Origin of the sequence: Bradyrhizobium sp. HKCCYLS20291 (assembly GCF_051167715.1) — a bacterium.
Classification (GTDB): Bacteria; Pseudomonadota; Alphaproteobacteria; order Rhizobiales; family Xanthobacteraceae; genus Bradyrhizobium.
Genome location: NZ_JBNPTO010000014.1, coordinates 205,897 through 225,898, shown reverse-complemented (window position 1 = coordinate 225,898; position 20,002 = coordinate 205,897). Strand labels below are relative to the sequence as shown.

The following is a 20,002-nucleotide window of genomic DNA, read 5'->3' as shown; positions in this document are numbered from 1 at the left end:
TCAGGAGCCACCTTCAGAATCGATTTTTGACCAGATCACAATGCCTTACAGGGCTGGTTCACATGCGATTCCCCTGCGGCGGAAGCACCGCGCGAGATGGTGCCGTCGCCGCTCTCCCAACCCGCGTCTCGCAGCGGCGCGGTCCGTAGCGGTGCGACGATCGCGCTTCGCCGCGGCCTCATTCTGACCGGCACGGCCGTGCTGACGCTGGCCGGCGCCATCAAGATGTACGAGGTCGTCGAGGTCGGCGGCGTGACCGTGCTGGAAGGCATGGTGCTGGCGCTGTTCTCGGTCCTGCTGGCCTGGATCTCATTCGCCTTCGTCACTGCGCTGGCTGGATTCGGCGTGATGATGCTGCGGCCGCGGGAAACCATTCCGATCGATGTCGATGGTCCGCTGCCGGCGCTGTCGACACGCACCGCCATGCTGCTGCCGACCTACAATGAGGATCCGGACGCGGTGATGATACGGCTGCGGGCGATGATCGAATCGATCGCGGAGACCGGCCAAGGCGAGCACTTCGACTGGTTCCTGCTCAGCGACACCACCGACCCCGATATCTGGATCGGCGAGGAAGCGGCCTTTCTGGCGCTGCGCCAGGCCTGCGGCAGCAGCCGCGTGTACTATCGGCACCGCGCCGACAATGTCGCGCGCAAATCCGGCAACATCGCCGAATGGGTCCGGCGGTTCGGCGCGGGCTACGCGCATATGATCATCCTGGATGCCGACAGCCTGATGAGCGGCAACACCGTGGTGCGGCTTTCCCGTGCCATGGAACAGGCGCCGCAGGCCGCGCTGATCCAGACGCTTCCTGTCATCGTCAATGGCGGCAGCCTGTTTGCAAGGCTGCAGCAGTTCGCCGGGCGGCTATACGGACCGATCATCGCCGCCGGCAATGCGTGGTGGTACGGCGCCGAAGGCAATTACTGGGGCCACAACGCGATCATTCGCGTCGCGGCCTTTGCCCAGGACGCCGCCCTGCCCGAGCTATCAGGACGAAAACCGTTCGGCGGCCACATCCTCAGCCATGACTTCATCGAGGCTGCGCTGATGCGCCGCGCCGGCTGGGGCATCTACATGACCGTGAACCTCGGCGGCAGCTACGAGGAGGTGCCGCCGTCGCTGATCGACTATGCCGCGCGCGACCGCCGCTGGTGCCAGGGCAATCTGCAGCATCTCGCGGTGCTGCCGGCGCGCGGCCTGCACTGGGTGTCGCGGCTGCATCTTCTGATCGGCATCGGCGCCTATGTCACGGCGCCGCTATGGCTCGTCTTCCTGGTGCTCGGCATCCTGATCTCGCTGCAGGCCAACTTCGTCCGGCCGGAATATTTTCCCAAGGGTTTTGCGCTGTTTCCGTCCTGGCCGGCGCAGGATCCGGTGCTCGCGGCCCAGGTGTTCGGCGCCACCATCGGGCTACTCATGGTGCCGAAGCTGCTGGCCTGCCTTGCGGCCTTGTTCGTGTCCGCCACGCGGCGCGGCTTCGGTGGCGGACTGAGGTTATGCGCAGCGGTGCTGACCGAAACGCTGCTGTCCGCACTGATCGCGCCGTCGATGATGATCTTCCAGTCGCTCGCCGTGATCGAGATCCTGCTCGGCCGCGACGCCGGCTGGCAGGTGCAGCGGCGCAGCGATGGCGGCGTCAGCCGGCAGGAGATCATCCGCAAATTCGCGCTGCCGACCCTGTGCGGACTGGTGATGGCAGCCAGCGCCACCGCCGTGTCGCTGCCGTTGCTGGCGTGGATGTCCCCGGTCATCGCCGGTCTCGTGCTCGCCATCCCGATCGGGCTGCTCACCGCCGCCCGCGGGCGCGGCGCGCACCTGTTCACGACGCCCGAGGACAGCGCCCCACCGCCGGTGCTGGTCAGGGCCCGCAAGCTTGCCGACGTGCCACAGCCCGAGCGCAAAGCTGCGCTGGCCGAGCTGCGGCAGAACCACGAGCTCCGCCGGCAGCATCTTGCAGCGCTGCCGACGCGCCGGCGGCGCGAGCCGGGTGACATCGACGTCGACCTTGCCACCGCGAGAGCGCGGATCGCCGAGGCCGGCACGTTCGCGCAGGCACGCGGCTTCCTGTCCCGCCGCGAAACGCTCGCCGTGCTCAATGACGGCGCGACGCTGCAGCAACTTGCTGCTCTGCCGGATTAGCGCCTGGCGCTACTTCGTCAGGTGCGCAGAAGCGATGGCCTGCTGGAACAGCGCCGTCAGCGCCGAGCCGATGCTGCCGCTCGAATCGACCTCGTAGTAGTAGCCCGGGCTCGCGCAGGACTTCATGATGTCGCCGATGGAGGACCGCCATGGCGCGATGTAAGTCGTGTACCAGCTGTTGTTGGTGATCGCGAGGTAGGTGGTGTAGAGCACCGCGATCTTGACGCCGCGCGCCTTCAACGTGTCGCAGGTCGCCGTGTTCAGCGGCTCCTGGCAGCGGCCGCCGGAGACCGTGGTCTTGCTGCATGTCGTCGGATAGGAATAGTCGGCGACGCCATCGGAGACGAAGAACAGCCATTTCTGCGGCTTCGACGACGAGCCGTCGCCTTGCGTCGGGATGACGCCGTTCATGGCCGACATGGTGCCGTCGAAATCGGTGCACATGTCGTTGTTGTAGCCGCTGTAGGGGATCGTCATCAGGTCGAGCGAGCTGACCGAGGATTTGACCGAGGACATGCTCGAGGAGAGGCTGGCGACGGTCGTCAGGCCGAGCGAGCCGCAGTCGCTGCCCATGCTGTAGACCGCCATGCGGTACTGATTGCTGACGATCTGGCTGGAGGTCGCTGTGTCCGTCAGCGACTGGGTTGCCGACCGCACCACGTCGATCCGCATGGTCACGCCGAGCTTCTTGGCCTTGTCATAGTAGCTGTTGGTCTGCAGCGTCTTCTTCGAACTCGACGTGTAAGTGTCGTGGCAGGCGAAGGCGCATTTGTCGGAGGTCGCGTTCTGCAGCGTGGTCATGTCAGCCGTCGTCGCGCCGAGGCCCTGCGACGGCGAGTTGTCGAGCAGAACGTAGAAGTCCATGTAGGTCGGGAACGACGCCGACGCCGACGATGAGGCGGATACCGTGATGTTCGGGTAGCCGAGCATGGACATGAACGAGGTCTTGACGGCCGCCGTCGCGCTGCCGGTCACGGTTCGCGCGCTGACGCTGTCGCTGATGTCGATGTGCAGCGAGGCCGAGGCCAGATGATGCGCCGACATCTGGCCGTTGAACATGTCGGTTGCCGCCGTCTTGGCGTCCTCAGTACTCCCGCGCATCGCGGTGTAGCCGGTGGCCGCCAGCAGCGCGGAGTCGATCGAGGCGGACAGCTTGGCCTTGGCGCGCACCGCCATCGAGTAGTCGATCGCCGAGCCGACAAAGGTTATGATCGGCAGCAAGGCCAGCGTGAAGATGATGGCGATATTACCACGCTCGTCGCGGCGAAATCGCGACATGAGATCAAGGTATCGACGTCCGGACCGCACTTCCTGCTCCAACAGATGAGTTCTGACTTGCACACGAGGTTGCGGATGATCTCTTTCATCTAAGCTGACGCGACTGCCGAAATTCGGTTACGACGGGTTCACGCCGTTTCGCCCATGCTGTTAGTCCATGCTTAGTCATGTAGTCCGCGCCATGATACCGCCGCGGCAGAAAATCGCCGCTGCAGGCGCGCTTTGCGCGTATCATGGTGCCACGGAGCGGAACTGGAACTCCGCATCGTCCTCTCGGGAGTGACCGCATCGTAGGCCCCGGGTGGCCGGGACGATCACGACTTTACCTGCAGCTGCTCCGGCGAACCTCGACGTGCGCGCGGATCACGACACACAATTTACTTTTTTCGGATTTTTGCTGGCGCCGGGACGGGACGTTTTCGTCACGCCGGCAAGTCTCCGGTCCGCGGCTGCGATCCGGGCGCGGATTGCAAAGCTGAAGCGCCGATTGCATAGTCCGGCCGCTTCATGGCGCCGGCGGCGCTGATTCTCGGGGAGTTTGGGGACGACGATGGCGGATGCCGATCTTGATGCCGTGATCCGGCAACTGGCCAAGCAGCAGAACAAGAGCATTCTGGCGGCGGCGAAGAAGCGGAAGGACCGCTTCAACGGCTTGGCCATGAAGGCCAAGGACAAGGATGCCAAGGAGCGCTTCAAGATGCTCGCCCGCGAAGTGGCCGAGCAGGCCAATGCCGCGGCGCGCCGCCTGCTGATCTCCGCCGACAACGTCGCCGACAGCTACGCCCGCGCGATGCGGCAGGCCGCCGCGGCGGAGCTGCCGAAGCCCGCTGGGAAGAAAGCCGGCAAGGCCGGCGCAGCGCCGGGCAAGCCGCCGGCGGCAAAGCCGGCCAAGACACCTGTGAAGGCATCTACGAAGCCCGCGGCGAAGCAGGCCGTCGCCAAGTCCAATGGCGCGGCATCCAGGAGGGCCGGCTAGCGCAGCCCGTGCCGCCGCAGTGATCCCGCTCGCGGCCAAAAGCGCGGGCCTGCTAGCAACCATCCGACGGCTGCCGACTTGCCTCCGGGACATTCTGCCCGGAGGACTTCATGAAGGCGCTGGTCTGGCACGGCAAAGAGGACATCCGCTGCGATACGGTGAGCGATCCCGAGATCGAGCACGCGAGGGACGCGATCATCAAGGTGACGAGCTGCGCGATCTGCGGCTCGGACCTGCATCTGTTTCACAACTACATTCCGGCGATGATGCCCGGCGACATCATGGGCCACGAGACCATGGGCGAGGTCGTCGAGGTCGGTTCCGGCGTCAACGGCAAGCTCAGGAAGGGCGACCGCATCGTCGTGCCCTTCACGATCATCTGCGGCGAGTGCGAGCAGTGCAAGCGCGGCAATTTCTCGGTCTGTGAGACGACCAACCGCAACAAGCATCTGGCCGAGAAGGTGTTCGGCCACACCACCGCAGGCCTGTTCGGCTACACGCATCTGACCGGCGGCTATCCCGGCGGCCAGGCCGAATATCTGCGCGTACCGTTCGCCGACGCCACCCATATCAAGGTGCCCGACGGCATGACCGACGAGCAGGCGCTGTTCCTCAGCGACATCTTCCCCACGGGGTGGCAGGGCGCGGCGCAATGCGACATCGAGCCTGACGATACGGTCGCGGTGTGGGGCTGCGGCCCGGTCGGGCAGATGGCGATCCGCAGCGCCATCCTGCTCGGCGCCAAGCAGGTGGTCGCAATCGACCGCATCCCGGAGCGGCTGGCAATGGCCGAGGCCGGCGGCGCCATCACCATCAATTTCGACAAGGAGAGCGTGGTCGAAAGGCTCAACGATCTGACCGACAACAAGGGTCCGGAGAAGTGCATCGACTGCGTCGGCTTCGAGAGCCATGTCAGCATGGCGCAGCCGGACAGCGTGCTCGATCGCGCCAAGCAGATGTTCATGCTGGAGAACGACCGGCCGCACGTGCTGCGCGAGATCATCTATGTCTGCCGGCCCGGCGGCATCGTCTCGATTCCTGGCGTCTACTCCGGCCTGTCCGACATGGTGCCGATGGGCGCGCTGATGAACAAGGGGCTGACGATCAGGACCGGCCAGACCCACGTCAACCGCTGGACCGATGAGCTCAAGCGGCGCATCGAGGACGGCCAGATCGATCCGTCCTTCGTCATCACCCATACCGTGCCGCTGGCGCAGGGCCCCGAGATGTACCGCGCCTTCCGCGACAAGCAGGACAGCTGCGTCAAGGTCGTGCTCAAGCCATAAGGGATCGTACAGCATGTTTCATTTTTCGAATCTCGTCCGGTCCAAGGGCGACCCCAAGATCATCTCGACCGGCCCGAGCTCGCTGACGGCGGCGGACCGTCTGGCCCGCGGACTCGGCTGGTTCTCGATCGCGCTCGGCACGCTTGAGCTGCTGGCGCCGCATCGCGTGACCCATGCGCTCGGCATGCAGGGACGCGAGGGGCTGGTGCGCGCCTATGGCGTGCGCGAGCTGCTCGCCGGGGTCATGACGCTGTCGGTGGAGAAGAGGGCCGGGCTGTGGAGCCGCGTCGCGGGCGACGGGCTGGACATGGTGACGCTGCTCGGCGAGGTCAGGCCGAGCAATCCGCGCGCAGGCACCGTGATGGCGGCGCTGGTGATGGTCGGCGGCCTCACCGTGCTGGACTATCTGGCCGCTCAGGACGTCGCCGCGCAGCACGATCCGAAGCGCGGCCGCAAGCGGCTTTACAGCGATCGCAGCGGCTTCCCCAAGGGCATCACCGCCGCCAAGGGCGCGGCGCTGCCGCGTCCGGCGAGCAGCCCTGCCGCGACTTGAACTGAAATGCTGCGGCTCAAGGCTTCAGCATCACCGAGAACACGCGGAAGCCCGCGATCTTCGGAAACGCTTCCGCGGCTTCCGGCGATGCCAGCGCCACGACGGCAGCGCTGACCTCGCCATTGCTGAGCCGGGTGATGGCGGTCGCCTGCCCTTCCAGCAGCAGCACCTCGGACGCCCCCGCCGCGTTCATCGCGGTCGTGATCTTGGCGTTCGATTTGGCGTAGCGCTCGTCGATGGCTATGACCTTGCCGGTGAGATCGGCGAGGCTGCGCACCGCGGGCCGGGCGAGCAGCACGGCGACGAGATGGGTGTCGGCCGGCGCCTCGGGGACACGCAGCGCCGTCATCCGCTCGGCCAGTTCGGCCGCAACGGTGACCGCGGCGACCGTGACCTCGCTCTGCACCGTGGCCGGATTTGCCGGAGCTTCCACCGTGGGCGACGGGATCTTTGGGGATGCCGGCGTGGCCGGCTCCGGCTTCGACGCTGGTGCGAGCCCCGCGGCGGACTTGTCGACCGGCTTGACGACCGGTTTGACGCTCGGCGCCTCGGCCGGCTTGGCGGCGGCATGCAGGGCCGCCCGCCGCTTGGCGGCGCGCGCCTGCTTGCGTTGCAGGGCCGCACGCGCGACGGCGGCGGATCGATGCTTTGCCTTGGCAGGACGCTCCACTGCTGGCGGCGGCTGATCGGCGGCCGGATTGTCCGCGCAGGCCTGACCGCTCAGATCCACACAGGGCGTTGCCAATTGCGGCGTTGCCGGATGGCTGCAGCCTGCAAGGCAGGCTGACGCGACGGCCAACGCGCCGATGATAAGCGCTCTCACTTTCCGCTCTCCGACCACTCTCCCGCGCGCGACACGCGCGTGTGTTGTGCTGGCCTCCCATTTCTCCTGTCATGCGTTAAACTCAGGCTTAACTGGCGGTCCCCGGCCACGGCCACAGCGCGGCGTGGTTAATGTCGCCCACACAAAGCGGCAGTTCTGGCCGGTCGTTCAGGGGCTTCGCGCGCCGATCGGCCTGGACAATGGCTGGAAACGAGCGACTTTTCGGATTGCGATTTATGGTAGTGTCGGCGGGGCACAAATCCGCGGGGGCGAACCAATGAATCTCTGTCGCACGGCATCCGCCGTATGCGTTGTCGTATGCGGTCTCTTGGGCCTTGGCCTCGGCACGGCCGGCGCCGACACGCTCGCCCGCTACGACTGCTCCATCGTCGGCACCATGGGCCTCGAGCCGATCGGCGACCGCCCCGGTCACATGCTGGTCAGCCTCCAATATTCCTGCATCGGCACCGATGGGCTGATGAAGGGCGCGACCTACACCGCCAACGTCGCCTCGGACTGGGAAAACCAGAAGGGAACATATCTGTACGGCGCCGGCATCCATCGCGCGACCGACGGCTACGCGGTGGCCGTGCTGACCGAAGGCACCGGCTCGGTGGTGATGACCAACGGAGCTCCGAGCATTTCGGAAGCCACCGGCAAGGTCTCGTTCAAGCTCGCTTCCGGCCGCTTCGCGGCGCTCTTAGGCCGCACCGCGAATTTCACCGCCAGGCTGGTCGGACCGGGACATCTGATCTACGAGCTGACCGACTGAATTCGGGCACACTCAGCGGCGCGATTTTCCCCGTTGATCGGATTGCGCGCCGCGGCCATGCTGCACAGCATGCCCTCGGCACGGCGGACGTCATCGTTGGCGCGACAAACCGCGCGGAACGAACCGCTGCCGCCGAGGTTTTTCGATCTTGCGAAGGATGCTCCATGGCCAAGACAGACCCCGCAGCCGGCAAGCCGATCGCCAATGCTGCGCTCGCCAATATTCCGCGGCTGATCACGGCCTATTACGCGCTGAAGCCCGACCCGCACGAGCCGACCCAGCGCGTCGCGTTCGGCACCTCGGGCCATCGCGGCTCGTCGCTGAAGACCGGCTTCAACGAGAACCACATTCTCGCCACCACGCAGGCGCTGTGCGACTACCGGCGCCAGCAGGGGCTCGACGGGCCGCTGTTCGTCGGCATCGACACCCATGCGCTGGCCGAGCCGGCGCTTGCCAGCGCGCTCGAAGTGTTCGGCGCCAATGGCGTCGAGGTGATGGTCGACAAGGACGGCGGCTACACGCCGACGCCGGTGATCTCGCACGCCATCATCTCCTACAACAAGGGTCGCACGGCGCATCTCGCCGACGGCGTCGTGATCACGCCGTCGCATAATCCGCCCGATGACGGCGGCTACAAATACAATCCGCCGCATGGCGGCCCCGCCGACACCGACGCGACCGGCGAGATCGAGCGCCAGGCCAACATCTATCTCGCCAACGATCTCGATGGCGTGTCGCGCATCAGCTACGCCAAGGCCAAGCAGCGCGGCTCGGTGCACGCCTACGACTACATCACGCCCTACGTCGCCGACCTCGCCAACACCGTCGATCTCGACGCGGTGAAATCGGCCGGCATCAAGATCGGCATCGATCCGCTCGGCGGCGCGGCGATCGCCTATTGGGCGCCGATCATCGAGCGCTATGGCCTCAGCGCCACGATCGTCAACGACGTCGTCGACCCCACCTTCCGCTTCATGACGGCGGACTGGGACGGCAAGATCCGCATGGACTGCTCGTCGCCCTATGCGATGGCGAGCCTGATCGGCATGCGCGAGCGCTTCGACGTCGCCTTCGCCAACGACACCGATGCCGACCGCCACGGCATCGTGACGCGCACGGGCGGGCTGATGAATCCGAACCACTACCTCGCGACCGCGATCTCCTACCTGTTCGCGCACCGGCCGGACTGGCGCAGCGATGCCGCCATCGGCAAGACCATCGTGTCGAGCTCGCTGATCGACCGCGTCGCCAACAAGCTCGGCCGCAAGCTGGTCGAGACTCCGGTCGGCTTCAAATGGTTCGTCGAGGGCCTGAGCTCCGGCAGCTTCGGCTTCGCCGGCGAGGAGAGCGCCGGCGCCTCGTTCCTCAAGCGCGACGGCACGGTGTGGACCACCGACAAGGACGGTCTCATCCTCGGCCTGCTCGCCGCCGAGATCATGGCCAGGCGCGGCCGCGATCCGAGCGAGCTCTACAAGGAGCTGACGTCCGAGCTGGGCGCCCCGGTCTATGAGCGCATCGACGTCCCGGCCTCGCCGCCGCAGAAGGCGGCGCTCAAGGCCCTGACGCCGGAGAAGCTGAACCTCAAGGAGCTCGCCGGCGATCCGGTCCGGGTGGTCCATACCAAGGCACCGGGCAACGGCCAGTCGTTCGGCGGCATCAAGGTCGAGACCGAGTTCGGCTGGTTCGCCGCGCGTCCCTCGGGCACCGAGGACGTCAACAAGCTCTACGCCGAGAGCTTCCGCGACGCCGCGCATCTCAAGCGCATCCAGAGCGAGGCGCAGGCAGCGCTGGCGTGACAAGGAGGCGAGTAGCGAATGGCGAGTAGCGAATAGGGATAGCGAGCGCTCCATTCGCTACTCCCTATTCGCTATTCGCCCTCTTCCCTCCCTGCCCCATCATCGGATATCGATGGTTCGACAAGCCTTTAGCCAGCCATCGGTGAGACCGGATGCGAAGCTCTTCGACTGCCTTGCGCGTCACCTTCAGCGCGCTCGCAACCTCGTTCATGCTGGTTGTCAGCGCCTCGGCACAGATGATGCCGGAGCAAGCCGCGCCGCGGCCGAAGCCGCAGCCCTCCGCGCGCGCCGCAGCCTGTCATAACGGCCAGAGCTTCGACCGTTTTCTCGCCGAGCTGAAGCAGCGCGCGATCTCCGAAGGCGTGTCGCAGCGCGCGATCGCCGCCGCCTCGCCCTATCTCACCTACGACCAGGGCATCGTCAACCGCGACCGCGGCCAGCGCGTGTTCGGCCAATTATTCACTGAGTTCGCCGGCCGCATGGCGGCGGCGTACCGGATGCAGAACGGTCAGCAGCACATCAAGGCGCATGCGGCCGCCTTCGCCCGGGCGGAGAAGGAGTATGGCGTGCCGCCGGCGGTCATCGCCGCCTTCTGGGGCCTGGAGAGCGACTTCGGCTCCAACATGGGCAATCTGCCGGTGCTGCCGTCGCTGGTGTCGCTAGCCTATGACTGCCGCCGCAGCGAGCGCTTCCAGAACGAGACCATCGCCGCCTTGAAGGTCATCGATCGCGGTGATCTCACCCCGGAGGAGATGATCGGCTCCTGGGCCGGCGAGCTCGGCCAGACCCAATTCCTGCCGACGCACTACGTCACCTACGCCGTCGACTACGACGGCGACGGCCGCCGCGACCTCTTGCGCAGCGCGTCCGACGTGATCGGCTCGACCGCGAACTACATCGCGACCGGCCTGAAATGGCGCCGCGGCGAGCCGTGGCTGGAGGAGATCCGCGTGCCCCAGACCTTCCCCTGGGAGCAGGCCGATCTCACCGTGAAGGCGGCGCGCAGCAAATGGTCCGGCCTGGGGGTGACCTATGCCGACGGCCGGTCGCTGCCGAATGATGCGCTCGAGGCCTCCGTGCTGCTGCCGATGGGCCGCAACGGCCCGGCATTCCTGGCCTATGCCAATTTTGCCGCCTACACCGAGTGGAACAACTCGCTGATCTATTCGACGACGGCAGGTTATCTCGCCAGCCGGATCGCCGGCGCCGCGCCGATGCGCAAAGCCAGCGGCCCGGTCGCGCAGTTGCCGTTCAACGAGATCAAGGAGCTGCAGCAGCTCCTGGTGAAGGCCGGCTTCGACGTCGGCAAGGTCGACGGCGTGCTCGGACAGCAGAGCCGGACTGCGGTCAAGGCGATGCAGCTCAAATACGGCCTGCCCGCCGATTCCTGGCCCACGGCGGAACTGCTGGCGCGCATGCGCGGCACGCCGCGCGCGCAGGCCGCGCCGGCGGCAGCGACGGCAACGCGCTAGATGTCGTCGTCCTCACGAGAATCGGCCCAAGACATCGTCGAAATCGAGCGAGTAGCGGAGGTGTACCGATCGCACGCACCGCAGATCGTAGAGGACAATTGACCAACGAGGTCGGCATCGTCGAATGCGGCCTTCGGTGGAGCAAAGACAGACAGCTCCAGCTCACGCCGGCCGGCGAAGAGCGGACTTCCGTCGCGAGATTGGTAATTCCTGCGCAATGAAGTCGAGCACGGCGCGAACGCTCGGCAAAGACCGTCGCTCTGGCAACACAAGTGCGGTGATGGGCTGCGGATCGTCGAAATGGCAGTCTGCAAGTAGCGGGACCAGCGCTCCATCGGCGAGCGCCTCATGCCCCAGGAAGTCGCCAAAGCGGACAATGCCGACTCCTGCGATGGCCAGATCCAGCAACACCTCCGCGCTGTCGAACGACGCTGCCTTTTACGGGGACCAGGATCTTGCGGCCTGCGTCGAGCATCGGCCATTGGGCAAGCCGCGAGAAACCCGCGAGCAGCAAGCAGTTGTGCTTGAGTAGATCGGAGGGCCGCCGGGGCCGGCCATGAGCCCGCAGATATTTGGGGCTGGCGGCAATCGTACGGCGCACCTCACCGATTTTCACCGCGAGCAGACTGCTGTCGTCGAGCGGGCCGACACGAACGGTAATGTCGATCTGTTCTGCGATCGGGTTGATCCGTCGATCGTCGACGCTCAACTCGATATGAACGTCGGGGAATTGCTTCAGCAGTTTCGGCAGCATCGGCGCCAGCCCATGTTTGGCATACGCAGTGCCTACGTTGATGCGGACAGTCCCGCACGGTTTTCCACGTGCATGGGCGACTGCCGACCGCGCCTGCTCCAGCGCGGCCACGATCGGACGCGCATGCTGAAGAAATCTCTCGCCCTCCTGCGTCAGGAGCAATCGTCTGGTCGAGCGATGCAGCAGCCTCGCTCCCATGCGCCCCTCCAACCTCGTGATGATGCGGGACACGCCTGACGACGTCATGCGCAACTCGGCAGCTGTCGCAGCAAAGGTACCGAGTTCGATGATCCGCACGAAGACGGCGATGTCGCTCTCCAAATTCATGTCTATTCCCAACTATTCGGCAAGAACAATCGGACGACTGCATACTATATCCGATCATCCCGCACGAATACCCTCGTTGCACTTTCACCCCCGGAGACCACCTCATGCCCCTCGCCCGCATCGCCATACCAGAGCATCTCTCGAATGAACGGGCCCGCGCGCTCTCCAATGCGGTCCATTGCAGCCTGGTGGAGACTTGCGCCGTTCCTGAGAAGGATCTGTTTCACCTGATATCCAGATACGCGAACGACGCCATGATTATCGACCCGACCTATCCGGACGTGCAGCGCTCCCCCGACGCCTCGATCGTCGAGGTCCTTTTCCTGGTCGGGCGCACGACGGCACAAAAAGCGCAGTTGTTCGCAGCCATTGCGGATCGAGCAGAGGCGGCCGGCTTTCGGCGCGACGACATCATGATCGCTCTGACAGAAAACGCCCCCACAGATTGGTCTGCGGGTGACGGTCGTGTTTTCGGCAATTGATCAAGAGCGCGACTCGCGCAACGGCCGGCCTTGCCGGCGCCTCGGCCTGACGGCGCTCCCACTCACCTCCGACCAGGGCATCGTCAACCGCGCGACCGCGCCGAGCGTGTGTTCGGCCAGAGTTTGCCGGCCGCATGGCGGCGGAGTAACGGATGCAGAACCGCCAGCAGCACATCGGGGCGCATCCGGCCGCCTCCGCCCCGCGCCGAAAACGATTGCCGTGCGCCGCCGGCGGTCATTGCCGCCTTCGGGGGCCTGGAGAGCGACTTCGGGTCGGCCGATCCTGGCCCACGGTGGAGCTGCTGGCGCGCATGCGCGGCACGCCGCGCGCGCAGGCCGCGCCGGCGGCAGCGACGGCCGCGCGGTAAACTGCCGCGTCTACGGATGAGCACATCGTTCGAAACCTAAAGCCGGTTCGGCCGTCTCTATCCTGACGACCGCTTGCCATGTCAGGCCAAACCCGGCAACGATGCGGGGGCCTGGGAGGCTTCACGAGAGGAATCATGATCATGCGCACGATCCTGGCCGTATTGGCGGCGTTGGCGTCCGGAGCGGCTCTGACCGCCGGCGCGGCCTCCCCCGCAGTCGCAGGTCCCATCACGCCAGTGTCCTATGATTATCCCTGGTGCATCTATGGCGGACAGCTCGGCTTCGCCGGGGATTGCTCCTATCAGACCCGCGAACAATGCCTGGCGTCGCAGTCCGGACGCTGGAACCTGTATTGCGACATCAACCGGCGACTCCGGTTCGAGCCGCAGCAGGATGTGCCGCAGCAGCGGCATCGGCGGCATCGGCAGGAGTATTGAGACCCACGGCCAGGCCGGCGAGACGGTGATCCGATCGAGCCGGGCCGCGCCGGCAATGCCGGGGATGTGACCAGCCGTGAACCGGCGATGCCTTGGTGCGCCGCATCCGAGCGCTCAACTAGGTAGAGGGCAGGTTTCAAAGTTCGGTTCATCCTGGAGACGAAGCCATGCGCTCGATCCCGGCCAGTTCGATTCTGGCCTTGAGTCTTCTCCTCGGCCTGTCTGCCGCTGCGGACGCCGCGCCAGTGCGGCATTCCCATCAGCGGCACGCGCTCGTCCAACATCATCACGGGCCGCTGGGAGCGGCGCCCGCGTGGGGCTCGGCCTACGCGGCATCGCGGCCGCCGATGGCGTATCAGCCTGCCCCGAATGGCGGCTTCGACGAACCCTATTTCGGCGCGTCGCAGGGCTATGCACCGGGCGAGAAGGAGCAGTTTCTCCACAGCCTGTGGGGCCCGTGATGGCTGGTGACGCGACCGGCGACGCCCGGAGCGACAAGGGTCTGGTCTGAGATATTCGGACAACTGGACGGCCTTTCCCAACTCCCCAGAGATCGATCTTGCAAACCCGGCTGTCATCGTCCGCGAAAGCGGACGATCCCGTACACCGTGACACTTCGGTTCAATTACCTCTGCTGCGGAGTACTGGATGCTCCGCCTGCGCGGAGCATGACAGCCATGGGGAAGAGCAGATCGCGCCTCAACCTACTATGGTTGAGTAGCCAATCAACCGGCGCACTGTGGGGATAGTCGTGACAACATATATTCGCGGAGAGATGACACGGTGGGTCAGCGACGATTTTCCAGGATTTGTGGAATGCCGTTTCGTCGATCGATTTGGCGTAGAATGGGTAGTAATCGACAAAGCGCCGATTTTTACGGAGGCAAACCTTGGCGCCAATGCCAGGTTTCCTCAGCCGGTTGTCATCGCGTGTGAGCTCGTGGCACGACCGCGACGATGCCGGACGCCACATTGCTGAAGTCACGATCAAGACTCCATGGGCTCTCGAAGCGACAGATGGGACGACAAACTTCGAACTGTACGCCGAACAGCTACGTTCTTGCCCTGATTAGATCCAGATGACCCGCCGGCTGACATAGCGGGCTGCCTGTCACGTGGCAGGCAACGACACGCGGCCATTTCGGTTGCAAATCGGAGAAAGATGCAGTTGCATTGTCCTCTACGACGCCCCATCTCGGAGGGCGCGCAGTCGCCGCGACGTCCCCTTACCCCACGAGAGCATCACATGTCCTTTTACGATTCGACCGTGCCGGCCTACATCCAGATCCTCGGCAGCCTCTCCGGCCTGCTGAGCAAGGCGGAAGCCCATTGCGAGGTGAAGAAGATCGCCCCCGAGGTCCTGCTCGGCGCGCGGCTGTATCCTGACATGCTGCCGCTCTCCCGGCAGATCCAGCTCGCCTGCGACTTCGCCGCGAAGGGCTGCGCGCGGCTGTCGCACAGCGATGTCCCGAGCACGCCCGACACCGAGACGAGCTTTGCCGAGCTTCGCCAGCGGCTCGCCAAGACGGTGGACTATTTGAAGACGTTTACGCCGGCGCAGTTCGAGGGGGCCGAGAGCCGCGACGTCACCTTCCCGAGCGGACCGAATACCACCCTGACCCTGAAGGGGCAGGAATTCGTCAACCGCGTCTCGTTTCCCAACTTCTATTTCCACGCTGCGATCGCCCACGGCATTCTCCGCCACAACGGCGTCGAGATCGGCAAGCGGGATTTTCTGGGCGTCGCCTGAGCCGCCTTCGCGTTCTGCAGCGGGCGTCCCGCCCGAAGGCGGGCGTCACAATCCAGTCGTCGGTCGGATCCTGCACTGCGGTCTCAACCGGCGCCTGCAGTTCGAGCGGCAGCAAGGCGTGCAGCTGGGTCTGCAACGACCGCGGCGGCTGCGCTGCTTGCTCAGCGCGAATGCAGCCGAGCCGTCACGAATCCCGAGCAACCGGCCGGCAGGCCACGATGATCAGGTCGACATGCCTGCGGATCTGCTGGTTCGTCATCGATGTCCCGACCACCATTTCATGAAAATAGATCGGCGAGATGGCGGCCACGACGACAGATGACCATTCCGTGTTGTCGCGGATTTCTCCTCGGCGCGCCGCGCGCTCGAACAGGATCGCGGCACGTCGGAGCCGCCCTGCCCAGTAATCCGCTCTGTTCGCTGTCGCCGATAGCGGAATGCTGAGTAACGCCCGTCCGAGCGGCGAGCGGACATAGTCCCGCAGCTTCAGCAGGAAGCGAGTGAGATCGGTCGAGAGCCGACCCGTGTCAGGCAAAGGAAGGTTCGAATCCGAGGCCGCCAGCGCCGCTTCTCGGATGATGTCCTCCTCGGCACTCCAGTTGCGATACAGCGTGCTCAGGTGCACGCCGGACTCCGCGGCAAGCACCTGCAGGGTAACCTCCCGACCTTGCTCGAGCAGAGCTCTCGCCGCGGCCAGCACCGCGTCTCGGTTGCGGGCAGTTCGTCCTCCCGGTCGCTTTACTGTCGCCATTCGCAATCATTCGCCCCTAATGCGAAAATATTTGCATTTAATGCGTCGCCATGGGACAAGCAAGCTCGCCGGGAAAGATCATGCTCGTCGCACTGCACATCATGTCACTCGGAATATGGATCGGCTGCATCCTCACCGAGGCGGCCTTCGAGCACATGACAGGCAAGATCCATCCCGTCGCGATCGCGCGGCTTCACGTCGCGGTCGATACCTATGTCGAGACACCCGCCTTTCTCGCGGTTCTGGCGACCGGCATCGGCCTGCTTGCAAGCGCAAACCCGTCGCCGGTGTTCTGGGTCAAGATCGGGATCGGGCTTATCGCCATCCTCACGAACGTGGCCTGTGTTGGCCTGGTCATCGCGCGCGATCGCGCCTTCAGACGCGATGCCGTTGCGGACGCCCGGCTGATGGACCGCTGGCAGCATCGGCTGGGCGGCGTGCTGGCTCTCATGATCGTCGCCGCCCTCTCATTGGCGCTCTACGACCACGCTCCTGTCTGAAAGTGACTTCCGGCCGACAACGCCCCAATAGGGCGCGCCATCGTGAGCCGTTCTCTGACTTCGCTCCCTCCGGAATTCGAGCACTTGGCTCAGCGCTCCGGCTTCGTTCCCCCGGCCGCCGTGATAACCGCCACGATGATCAGGCCCGTCAACACCAGCCTCACGCCGGCGCTGACGCCGAAGGTGTTGAGCATCGTGAGCAGCAGCACCAGGAATAGCGCCGCGCCGAGCAGCCCGGGAATGTTGGCCTTGCCGCCGGCAACCGAGGTGCCGCCGATGACGACGACCGCGATCGAGGCCAGCAGATATTCGTTGCCGATGTCGACATTCGCTCCGCGGAAGTAGCCGGCCAGCAGCGCGCCGTTGATGCCGCCGAGCGTGCCCGACAGCACGTAGGTGATGAAGCGCACCCGGTTGACCGGGATGCCGGCCAGCCGCGCCGCACGCATGTTCTGTCCGATCGCCAGCACGGAGCGGCCGAACACCGTCCGTTGCAGCACGACGTTGGCGCCGATCATGAACACCACGGTCAGCACGGCCAAAAGGGGAATGCCGAGCATCTGCAAATTGGTGAAGTCGGCGAAGCCCGGCGGCGGCTTGATCTGAAGCCCGCGGCCATAGCTGATGTCGATCGACTGGATGACGAAGCTCGCCGAGAGCGTCGCGATGATCGGCGGAATCCGCAGCGCCCAGATCAACAGATAGTTCGCGGTGCCGATCGCCGCCCCGCAGGCGAGCGCGGCGATCAGGCCGAGCGCGATGCGCTGGTCGTCGCCGGCCATCACCGTCATCGCCACAGCGCTGGCAAGCCCGATATTGGCCGGCAACGACAAATCGACATTGCCGGGACCCAGCGTGATCACGAACATCTGGCCGACGCCGACCACGACGGTGAAGACGGCGAGCGACATTGCGGCCGTCAACATCCCACCGGCGCCGGTGCCGCCGGTGAAGCTGATGGCCGCCAGCCACACCGCGAGCGCGCCGATGAACGACCAGATCCAGGGGCGGGCGAGAACGCCTGCGAGCGTGCCCTTCATGGCTGCGCATCCTTCATGGCTGCGCGTCCTTGCGGCTGATCAGCACGCGCGCGGCGAGCACCACGATCAGGATGGCGCCGTTGGCGGCGACCTGCCAGTCCGGCGGAATGCGCATGAAGGTCAAGAGTGGCGATGCGGCCAGCGCCAAGGTGAGCGCACCGATGACGGCGCCGATCGGCGAGACGCGGCCGCCGATGAACTCGCCGCCGCCGAGGATGACGCCGGCGATCGACAGCATGGTGTAGCCATTGCCGATGTTCGCATCGGCCGAGGTCGTGGTGCCGATCAATGCGAGGCCCGACAGCACGCCGAACAGGCCGGCACAGGCGAACAGCGTCATCTTCGCCTTCAGCAGCGACCAGCCGGCGCGGCCGATCGCGACCGCATTGCCGCCCGAGCCGCGCAGGATGGCGCCGTAGGACGTGCGCATCAGCCCGACATAGGCCACCGCCGCGATCACCACCGCGGCGACGATCGGAAACGGCACCAGCGGCGGCTTAACCCGCATCATCTCCAGGAGCCAGTCCGGCGCCTTGCCGCCGGGCTTCGGCAGCATCAGGATCGCAAGCCCCTGCCAGACGAAGCTCATGCCGAGCGTCACGACGATCGACGGCAGGTTGCGCAGATGGATCAGGGCGCCGAGCGCGGCATAGAGCGCGATGCAGCCGAGCAGCGTGACGATGCCGAGCAGAGGCGCGTCGCGCAGCCAGGTCGCGGTGACGCAGCCGACGAAGCCGACGAACGAGCCGATCGACAAATCGAGGTCGTTGCCGGCGATCACGAACATCTGCGCGATCGTCGCCAGCGCGATCGGCACCGCGAGGTTCAGCATCAGTGTGAAGCCGAAATAGCTGATCGCGCGCGGATTGAGCCAGGCGATGCCGACCAGCACGAGCGCGAGCGACAGCGCCGGCAGCATGGTCCGCAGCAGCCGCGGCAAATTGCCGGTTCCGATCATGGGCAACGCGCGCGTCGCCGGCGCGCTCGAGGAGGTCATGGCATCAGCCCGCTTCTGCGAAGGAGGACTGGATGACCTTCTGCTCGGTCAGTTCGTCGCGGATGAGCGCGGCAACGATGGCATCGTTGCGGAAGACATAGACGTGGTCGCATTGCTTCAACTCGTCGAATTCCGTGGTGTACCACAGGAAGGTGCGGCCGCTGTCGGCCTCGGCGCGGATCAGCTCATAGACTTCGAGCTTGGTGCCGACATCGACGCCGCGCATCGGATCGTCCATCAGCACGATGCGCGCATCCGAGCCGAGCGCGCGGGCGAACAACGCTTTCTGCTGATTGCCGCCCGACAGCGAGAGGATGTTGTTGTGGATGTCGGGCGTGCGGATGTGGATCTTGTCGCGCCAGTGCGCGGCCAGCTCATGCTCGCGCCGCGCCGAGATCAGCAGGCCCCGTCGCAGGCTCTGCAGCGATCTTACGCCGATGTTCTCGGCGATCGACCACAGCGGAAAGATCCCGTCGGCCTGACGGTCACCGGCGACGAGGGCGACGCTCTCCGTCACCTCGATGCCGGCCGCCGCGCGTGTCGCAGCGGAGAAGATCGCCAGCAGCAGCGCGGTCTGGCCATGCCCGGCGAGGCCAGCGAGGCCGATGATCTCGCCCTCATGCGCAACCAGCTCACCGGTCCGGCTCTGGCGCGCGGGCCGGGCCCGCACGCGCAGCGGCGATTGGCCCCGGCGGCGTCCATCGCCGCCCCTCACGTCGCGGGCGTGGACCTCGACGTCGCCCATCGCCGCGACCAGCCCGTCTCGGTCGAAGGCGCTAGCAGGTGCGTCGGCGACGGTCGTGCCGTCGCGCATCACCACGATGCGGTCGCAGTTCGCGAGCACCTCGCCGAGCAAATGCGAGATGAAGATGCAGCTGATGCCCTCGCCGATCGCGCGGCGGACGAAGCCGAGCAGCTGGCCGGCGGTGTGGGCGTCGAGCGAGGAGGTCGGCTCATCGAGGATGACGAGCCGGACCGGCTCGTCGGTCACGGTGAAGGCGCGCGCGACCTCCACCATCTGGCGCCGGCCGATCGGAAGGTCCTGAACCAGGTCGGACGCCGCGATGCCATGGCCCGGAAAGATCGCGTCGAGCTTGTCGAGGATCAGCCGGCCGGCCTTCCGCCGCCATGACAAGCCGGTGAGCGATGGATGAAAGACGCGGGTGTTCTCGGCCACCGTCAAATTGGGGCAGAGCGAGAGCTCCTGGAAGACGCAGCGAACGCCCAGTTGCTTGGCCGCCCCTGGCGAATAGCTTGCCGGCACTGAGCCTGCGATCGCGAGCTGGCCGCGGTCAGCCGTTGCCGTGCCGGCGAGGATGTGCATCAAGGTCGACTTGCCGGCGCCGTTATGGCCAACGAGCCCGAGGCATTCACCCTGGCCGAGCGTGAGGTCGACGCCGCCAAGAGCCCGAACGGCGCCGAAATATTTTTCGACGCCGCTCAGCTTGATCAGTTCAGGCCGCGTGACGGTCATTCGGCCTCTGCGCCTTCGAACCG

The 20,002-nt window shown here is 65.7% G+C and carries 19 protein-coding genes and 2 pseudogenes; 13 read left to right on the top strand and 8 right to left on the bottom strand.

From position 1 onward, the window contains the following. Positions 1–78: 78 nt before the first annotated feature. A pseudogene (gene mdoH / locus ACQR07_RS27130) lies at positions 79–2,142 on the top strand (glucans biosynthesis glucosyltransferase MdoH); the annotation flags it as partial. Positions 2,143–2,151: 9 nt separating this feature from the next. Here the strand turns inward: mdoH and ACQR07_RS27125 are convergent. After that, a complete protein-coding gene (locus ACQR07_RS27125; protein WP_434905164.1) occupies positions 2,152–3,420 on the bottom strand; it encodes a TadE/TadG family type IV pilus assembly protein in 1,269 nt (422 codons plus the stop codon). A 550-nt stretch (positions 3,421–3,970) separates the two neighbouring features. On the opposite strand from ACQR07_RS27125, the gene ACQR07_RS27120 reads away from it, so the two are divergent. The 3 genes from ACQR07_RS27120 (at position 3,971) to ACQR07_RS27110 (ending at position 6,235) form a co-directional block, all read left to right on the top strand. Further along, a complete protein-coding gene (locus ACQR07_RS27120; protein ID WP_434905163.1) occupies positions 3,971–4,396 on the top strand; it encodes a hypothetical protein in 426 nt (141 codons plus the stop codon). A 110-nt stretch (positions 4,397–4,506) separates the two neighbouring features. After that, complete coding sequence (locus tag ACQR07_RS27115) at positions 4,507–5,682, top strand: zinc-dependent alcohol dehydrogenase (protein ID WP_434905162.1); 1,176 nt, start codon at positions 4,507–4,509, stop codon at positions 5,680–5,682. A gap of 13 nt (positions 5,683–5,695) precedes the next feature. Next, entirely contained in the window at positions 5,696–6,235 is a 540-nt protein-coding gene (locus tag ACQR07_RS27110) for a hypothetical protein (RefSeq protein ID WP_434905161.1), read from the top strand. A 16-nt stretch (positions 6,236–6,251) separates the two neighbouring features. Here the strand turns inward: ACQR07_RS27110 and ACQR07_RS27105 are convergent, their stop codons facing one another. Further along, positions 6,252–7,058: a hypothetical protein gene (locus ACQR07_RS27105; protein ID WP_434905160.1), complete on the bottom strand. Its 807-nt coding sequence runs from the start codon at positions 7,056–7,058 to the stop codon at positions 6,252–6,254. 328 nt (positions 7,059–7,386) lie between these two features. Here ACQR07_RS27105 and ACQR07_RS27100 point away from each other — a divergent pair, with 328 nt between their 5' ends. The 3 genes from ACQR07_RS27100 to ACQR07_RS27090 all read left to right on the top strand — a co-directional run bounded on the left by ACQR07_RS27100 (position 7,387) and on the right by ACQR07_RS27090 (position 11,098). After that, the gene (locus tag ACQR07_RS27100; protein ID WP_434905159.1) at positions 7,387–7,830 is read left to right on the top strand and encodes a hypothetical protein; all 444 of its coding nucleotides are present in this window, start codon (positions 7,387–7,389) and stop codon (positions 7,828–7,830) included. A gap of 164 nt (positions 7,831–7,994) precedes the next feature. Beyond that, on the top strand, positions 7,995–9,626 hold the full coding sequence (pgm, locus tag ACQR07_RS27095) for a phosphoglucomutase (alpha-D-glucose-1,6-bisphosphate-dependent) (RefSeq protein ID WP_434905158.1): 1,632 nt from the start codon (positions 7,995–7,997) through the stop codon (positions 9,624–9,626). 236 nt (positions 9,627–9,862) lie between these two features. Continuing rightward, complete coding sequence (locus tag ACQR07_RS27090) at positions 9,863–11,098, top strand: lytic murein transglycosylase (RefSeq protein ID WP_434905178.1); 1,236 nt, start codon at positions 9,863–9,865, stop codon at positions 11,096–11,098. A gap of 162 nt (positions 11,099–11,260) precedes the next feature. Here the strand turns inward: ACQR07_RS27090 and ACQR07_RS27085 are convergent, their stop codons facing one another. Next, the gene (locus tag ACQR07_RS27085) at positions 11,261–11,509 is read right to left on the bottom strand and encodes a hypothetical protein (RefSeq protein ID WP_434905157.1); all 249 of its coding nucleotides are present in this window, start codon (positions 11,507–11,509) and stop codon (positions 11,261–11,263) included. Next, positions 11,445–12,179: a LysR family transcriptional regulator gene (locus ACQR07_RS27080; RefSeq protein ID WP_434905156.1), complete on the bottom strand. Its 735-nt coding sequence runs from the start codon at positions 12,177–12,179 to the stop codon at positions 11,445–11,447. Before ACQR07_RS27080 ends, ACQR07_RS27085 begins: the two co-directional genes overlap by 65 nt. A gap of 104 nt (positions 12,180–12,283) precedes the next feature. Here ACQR07_RS27080 and ACQR07_RS27075 point away from each other — a divergent pair, with 104 nt between their 5' ends. The 5 genes and pseudogenes from ACQR07_RS27075 (at position 12,284) to ACQR07_RS27055 (ending at position 15,217) form a co-directional block, all read left to right on the top strand. After that, complete coding sequence (locus ACQR07_RS27075; protein ID WP_434905155.1) at positions 12,284–12,661, top strand: tautomerase family protein; 378 nt, start codon at positions 12,284–12,286, stop codon at positions 12,659–12,661. 61 nt (positions 12,662–12,722) lie between these two features. Then, positions 12,723–12,937, top strand: a pseudogene (locus tag ACQR07_RS27070) (lytic murein transglycosylase); the annotation flags it as partial. 227 nt (positions 12,938–13,164) lie between these two features. Continuing rightward, positions 13,165–13,467, top strand: coding sequence for a DUF3551 domain-containing protein (locus tag ACQR07_RS27065; RefSeq protein WP_434905154.1), 303 nt, complete (start codon positions 13,165–13,167; stop codon positions 13,465–13,467). Between the two features lie 167 nt (positions 13,468–13,634). After that, positions 13,635–13,928 (top strand): hypothetical protein, encoded by a 294-nt coding sequence (locus ACQR07_RS27060; RefSeq protein ID WP_434905153.1) that lies wholly within the window; start codon positions 13,635–13,637, stop codon positions 13,926–13,928. Between the two features lie 785 nt (positions 13,929–14,713). After that, on the top strand, positions 14,714–15,217 hold the full coding sequence (locus tag ACQR07_RS27055) for a DUF1993 domain-containing protein (protein WP_434905152.1): 504 nt from the start codon (positions 14,714–14,716) through the stop codon (positions 15,215–15,217). A gap of 184 nt (positions 15,218–15,401) precedes the next feature. Here the strand turns inward: ACQR07_RS27055 and ACQR07_RS27050 are convergent, their stop codons facing one another. Beyond that, on the bottom strand, positions 15,402–15,968 hold the full coding sequence (locus tag ACQR07_RS27050) for a TetR/AcrR family transcriptional regulator C-terminal ligand-binding domain-containing protein (protein ID WP_434905151.1): 567 nt from the start codon (positions 15,966–15,968) through the stop codon (positions 15,402–15,404). An 80-nt stretch (positions 15,969–16,048) separates the two neighbouring features. Between ACQR07_RS27050 and ACQR07_RS27045 the strand changes: the two genes are divergently transcribed. Beyond that, positions 16,049–16,468, top strand: coding sequence for a hypothetical protein (locus tag ACQR07_RS27045; RefSeq protein ID WP_434905150.1), 420 nt, complete (start codon positions 16,049–16,051; stop codon positions 16,466–16,468). Positions 16,469–16,557: 89 nt separating this feature from the next. Here ACQR07_RS27045 and ACQR07_RS27040 read toward each other — a convergent pair whose 3' ends face one another. From ACQR07_RS27040 to ACQR07_RS27030, 3 genes are read right to left on the bottom strand one after another with little or no spacing between them, the layout of a single operon-like run. Then, positions 16,558–17,508 (bottom strand): ABC transporter permease, encoded by a 951-nt coding sequence (locus ACQR07_RS27040; RefSeq protein WP_434905149.1) that lies wholly within the window; start codon positions 17,506–17,508, stop codon positions 16,558–16,560. 13 nt (positions 17,509–17,521) lie between these two features. Beyond that, positions 17,522–18,505, bottom strand: coding sequence for an ABC transporter permease (locus ACQR07_RS27035; protein WP_434905148.1), 984 nt, complete (start codon positions 18,503–18,505; stop codon positions 17,522–17,524). Positions 18,506–18,509: 4 nt separating this feature from the next. Continuing rightward, a complete protein-coding gene (locus tag ACQR07_RS27030) occupies positions 18,510–19,979 on the bottom strand; it encodes a sugar ABC transporter ATP-binding protein (RefSeq protein WP_434905147.1) in 1,470 nt (489 codons plus the stop codon). Positions 19,980–20,002: the final 23 nt, after the last annotated feature.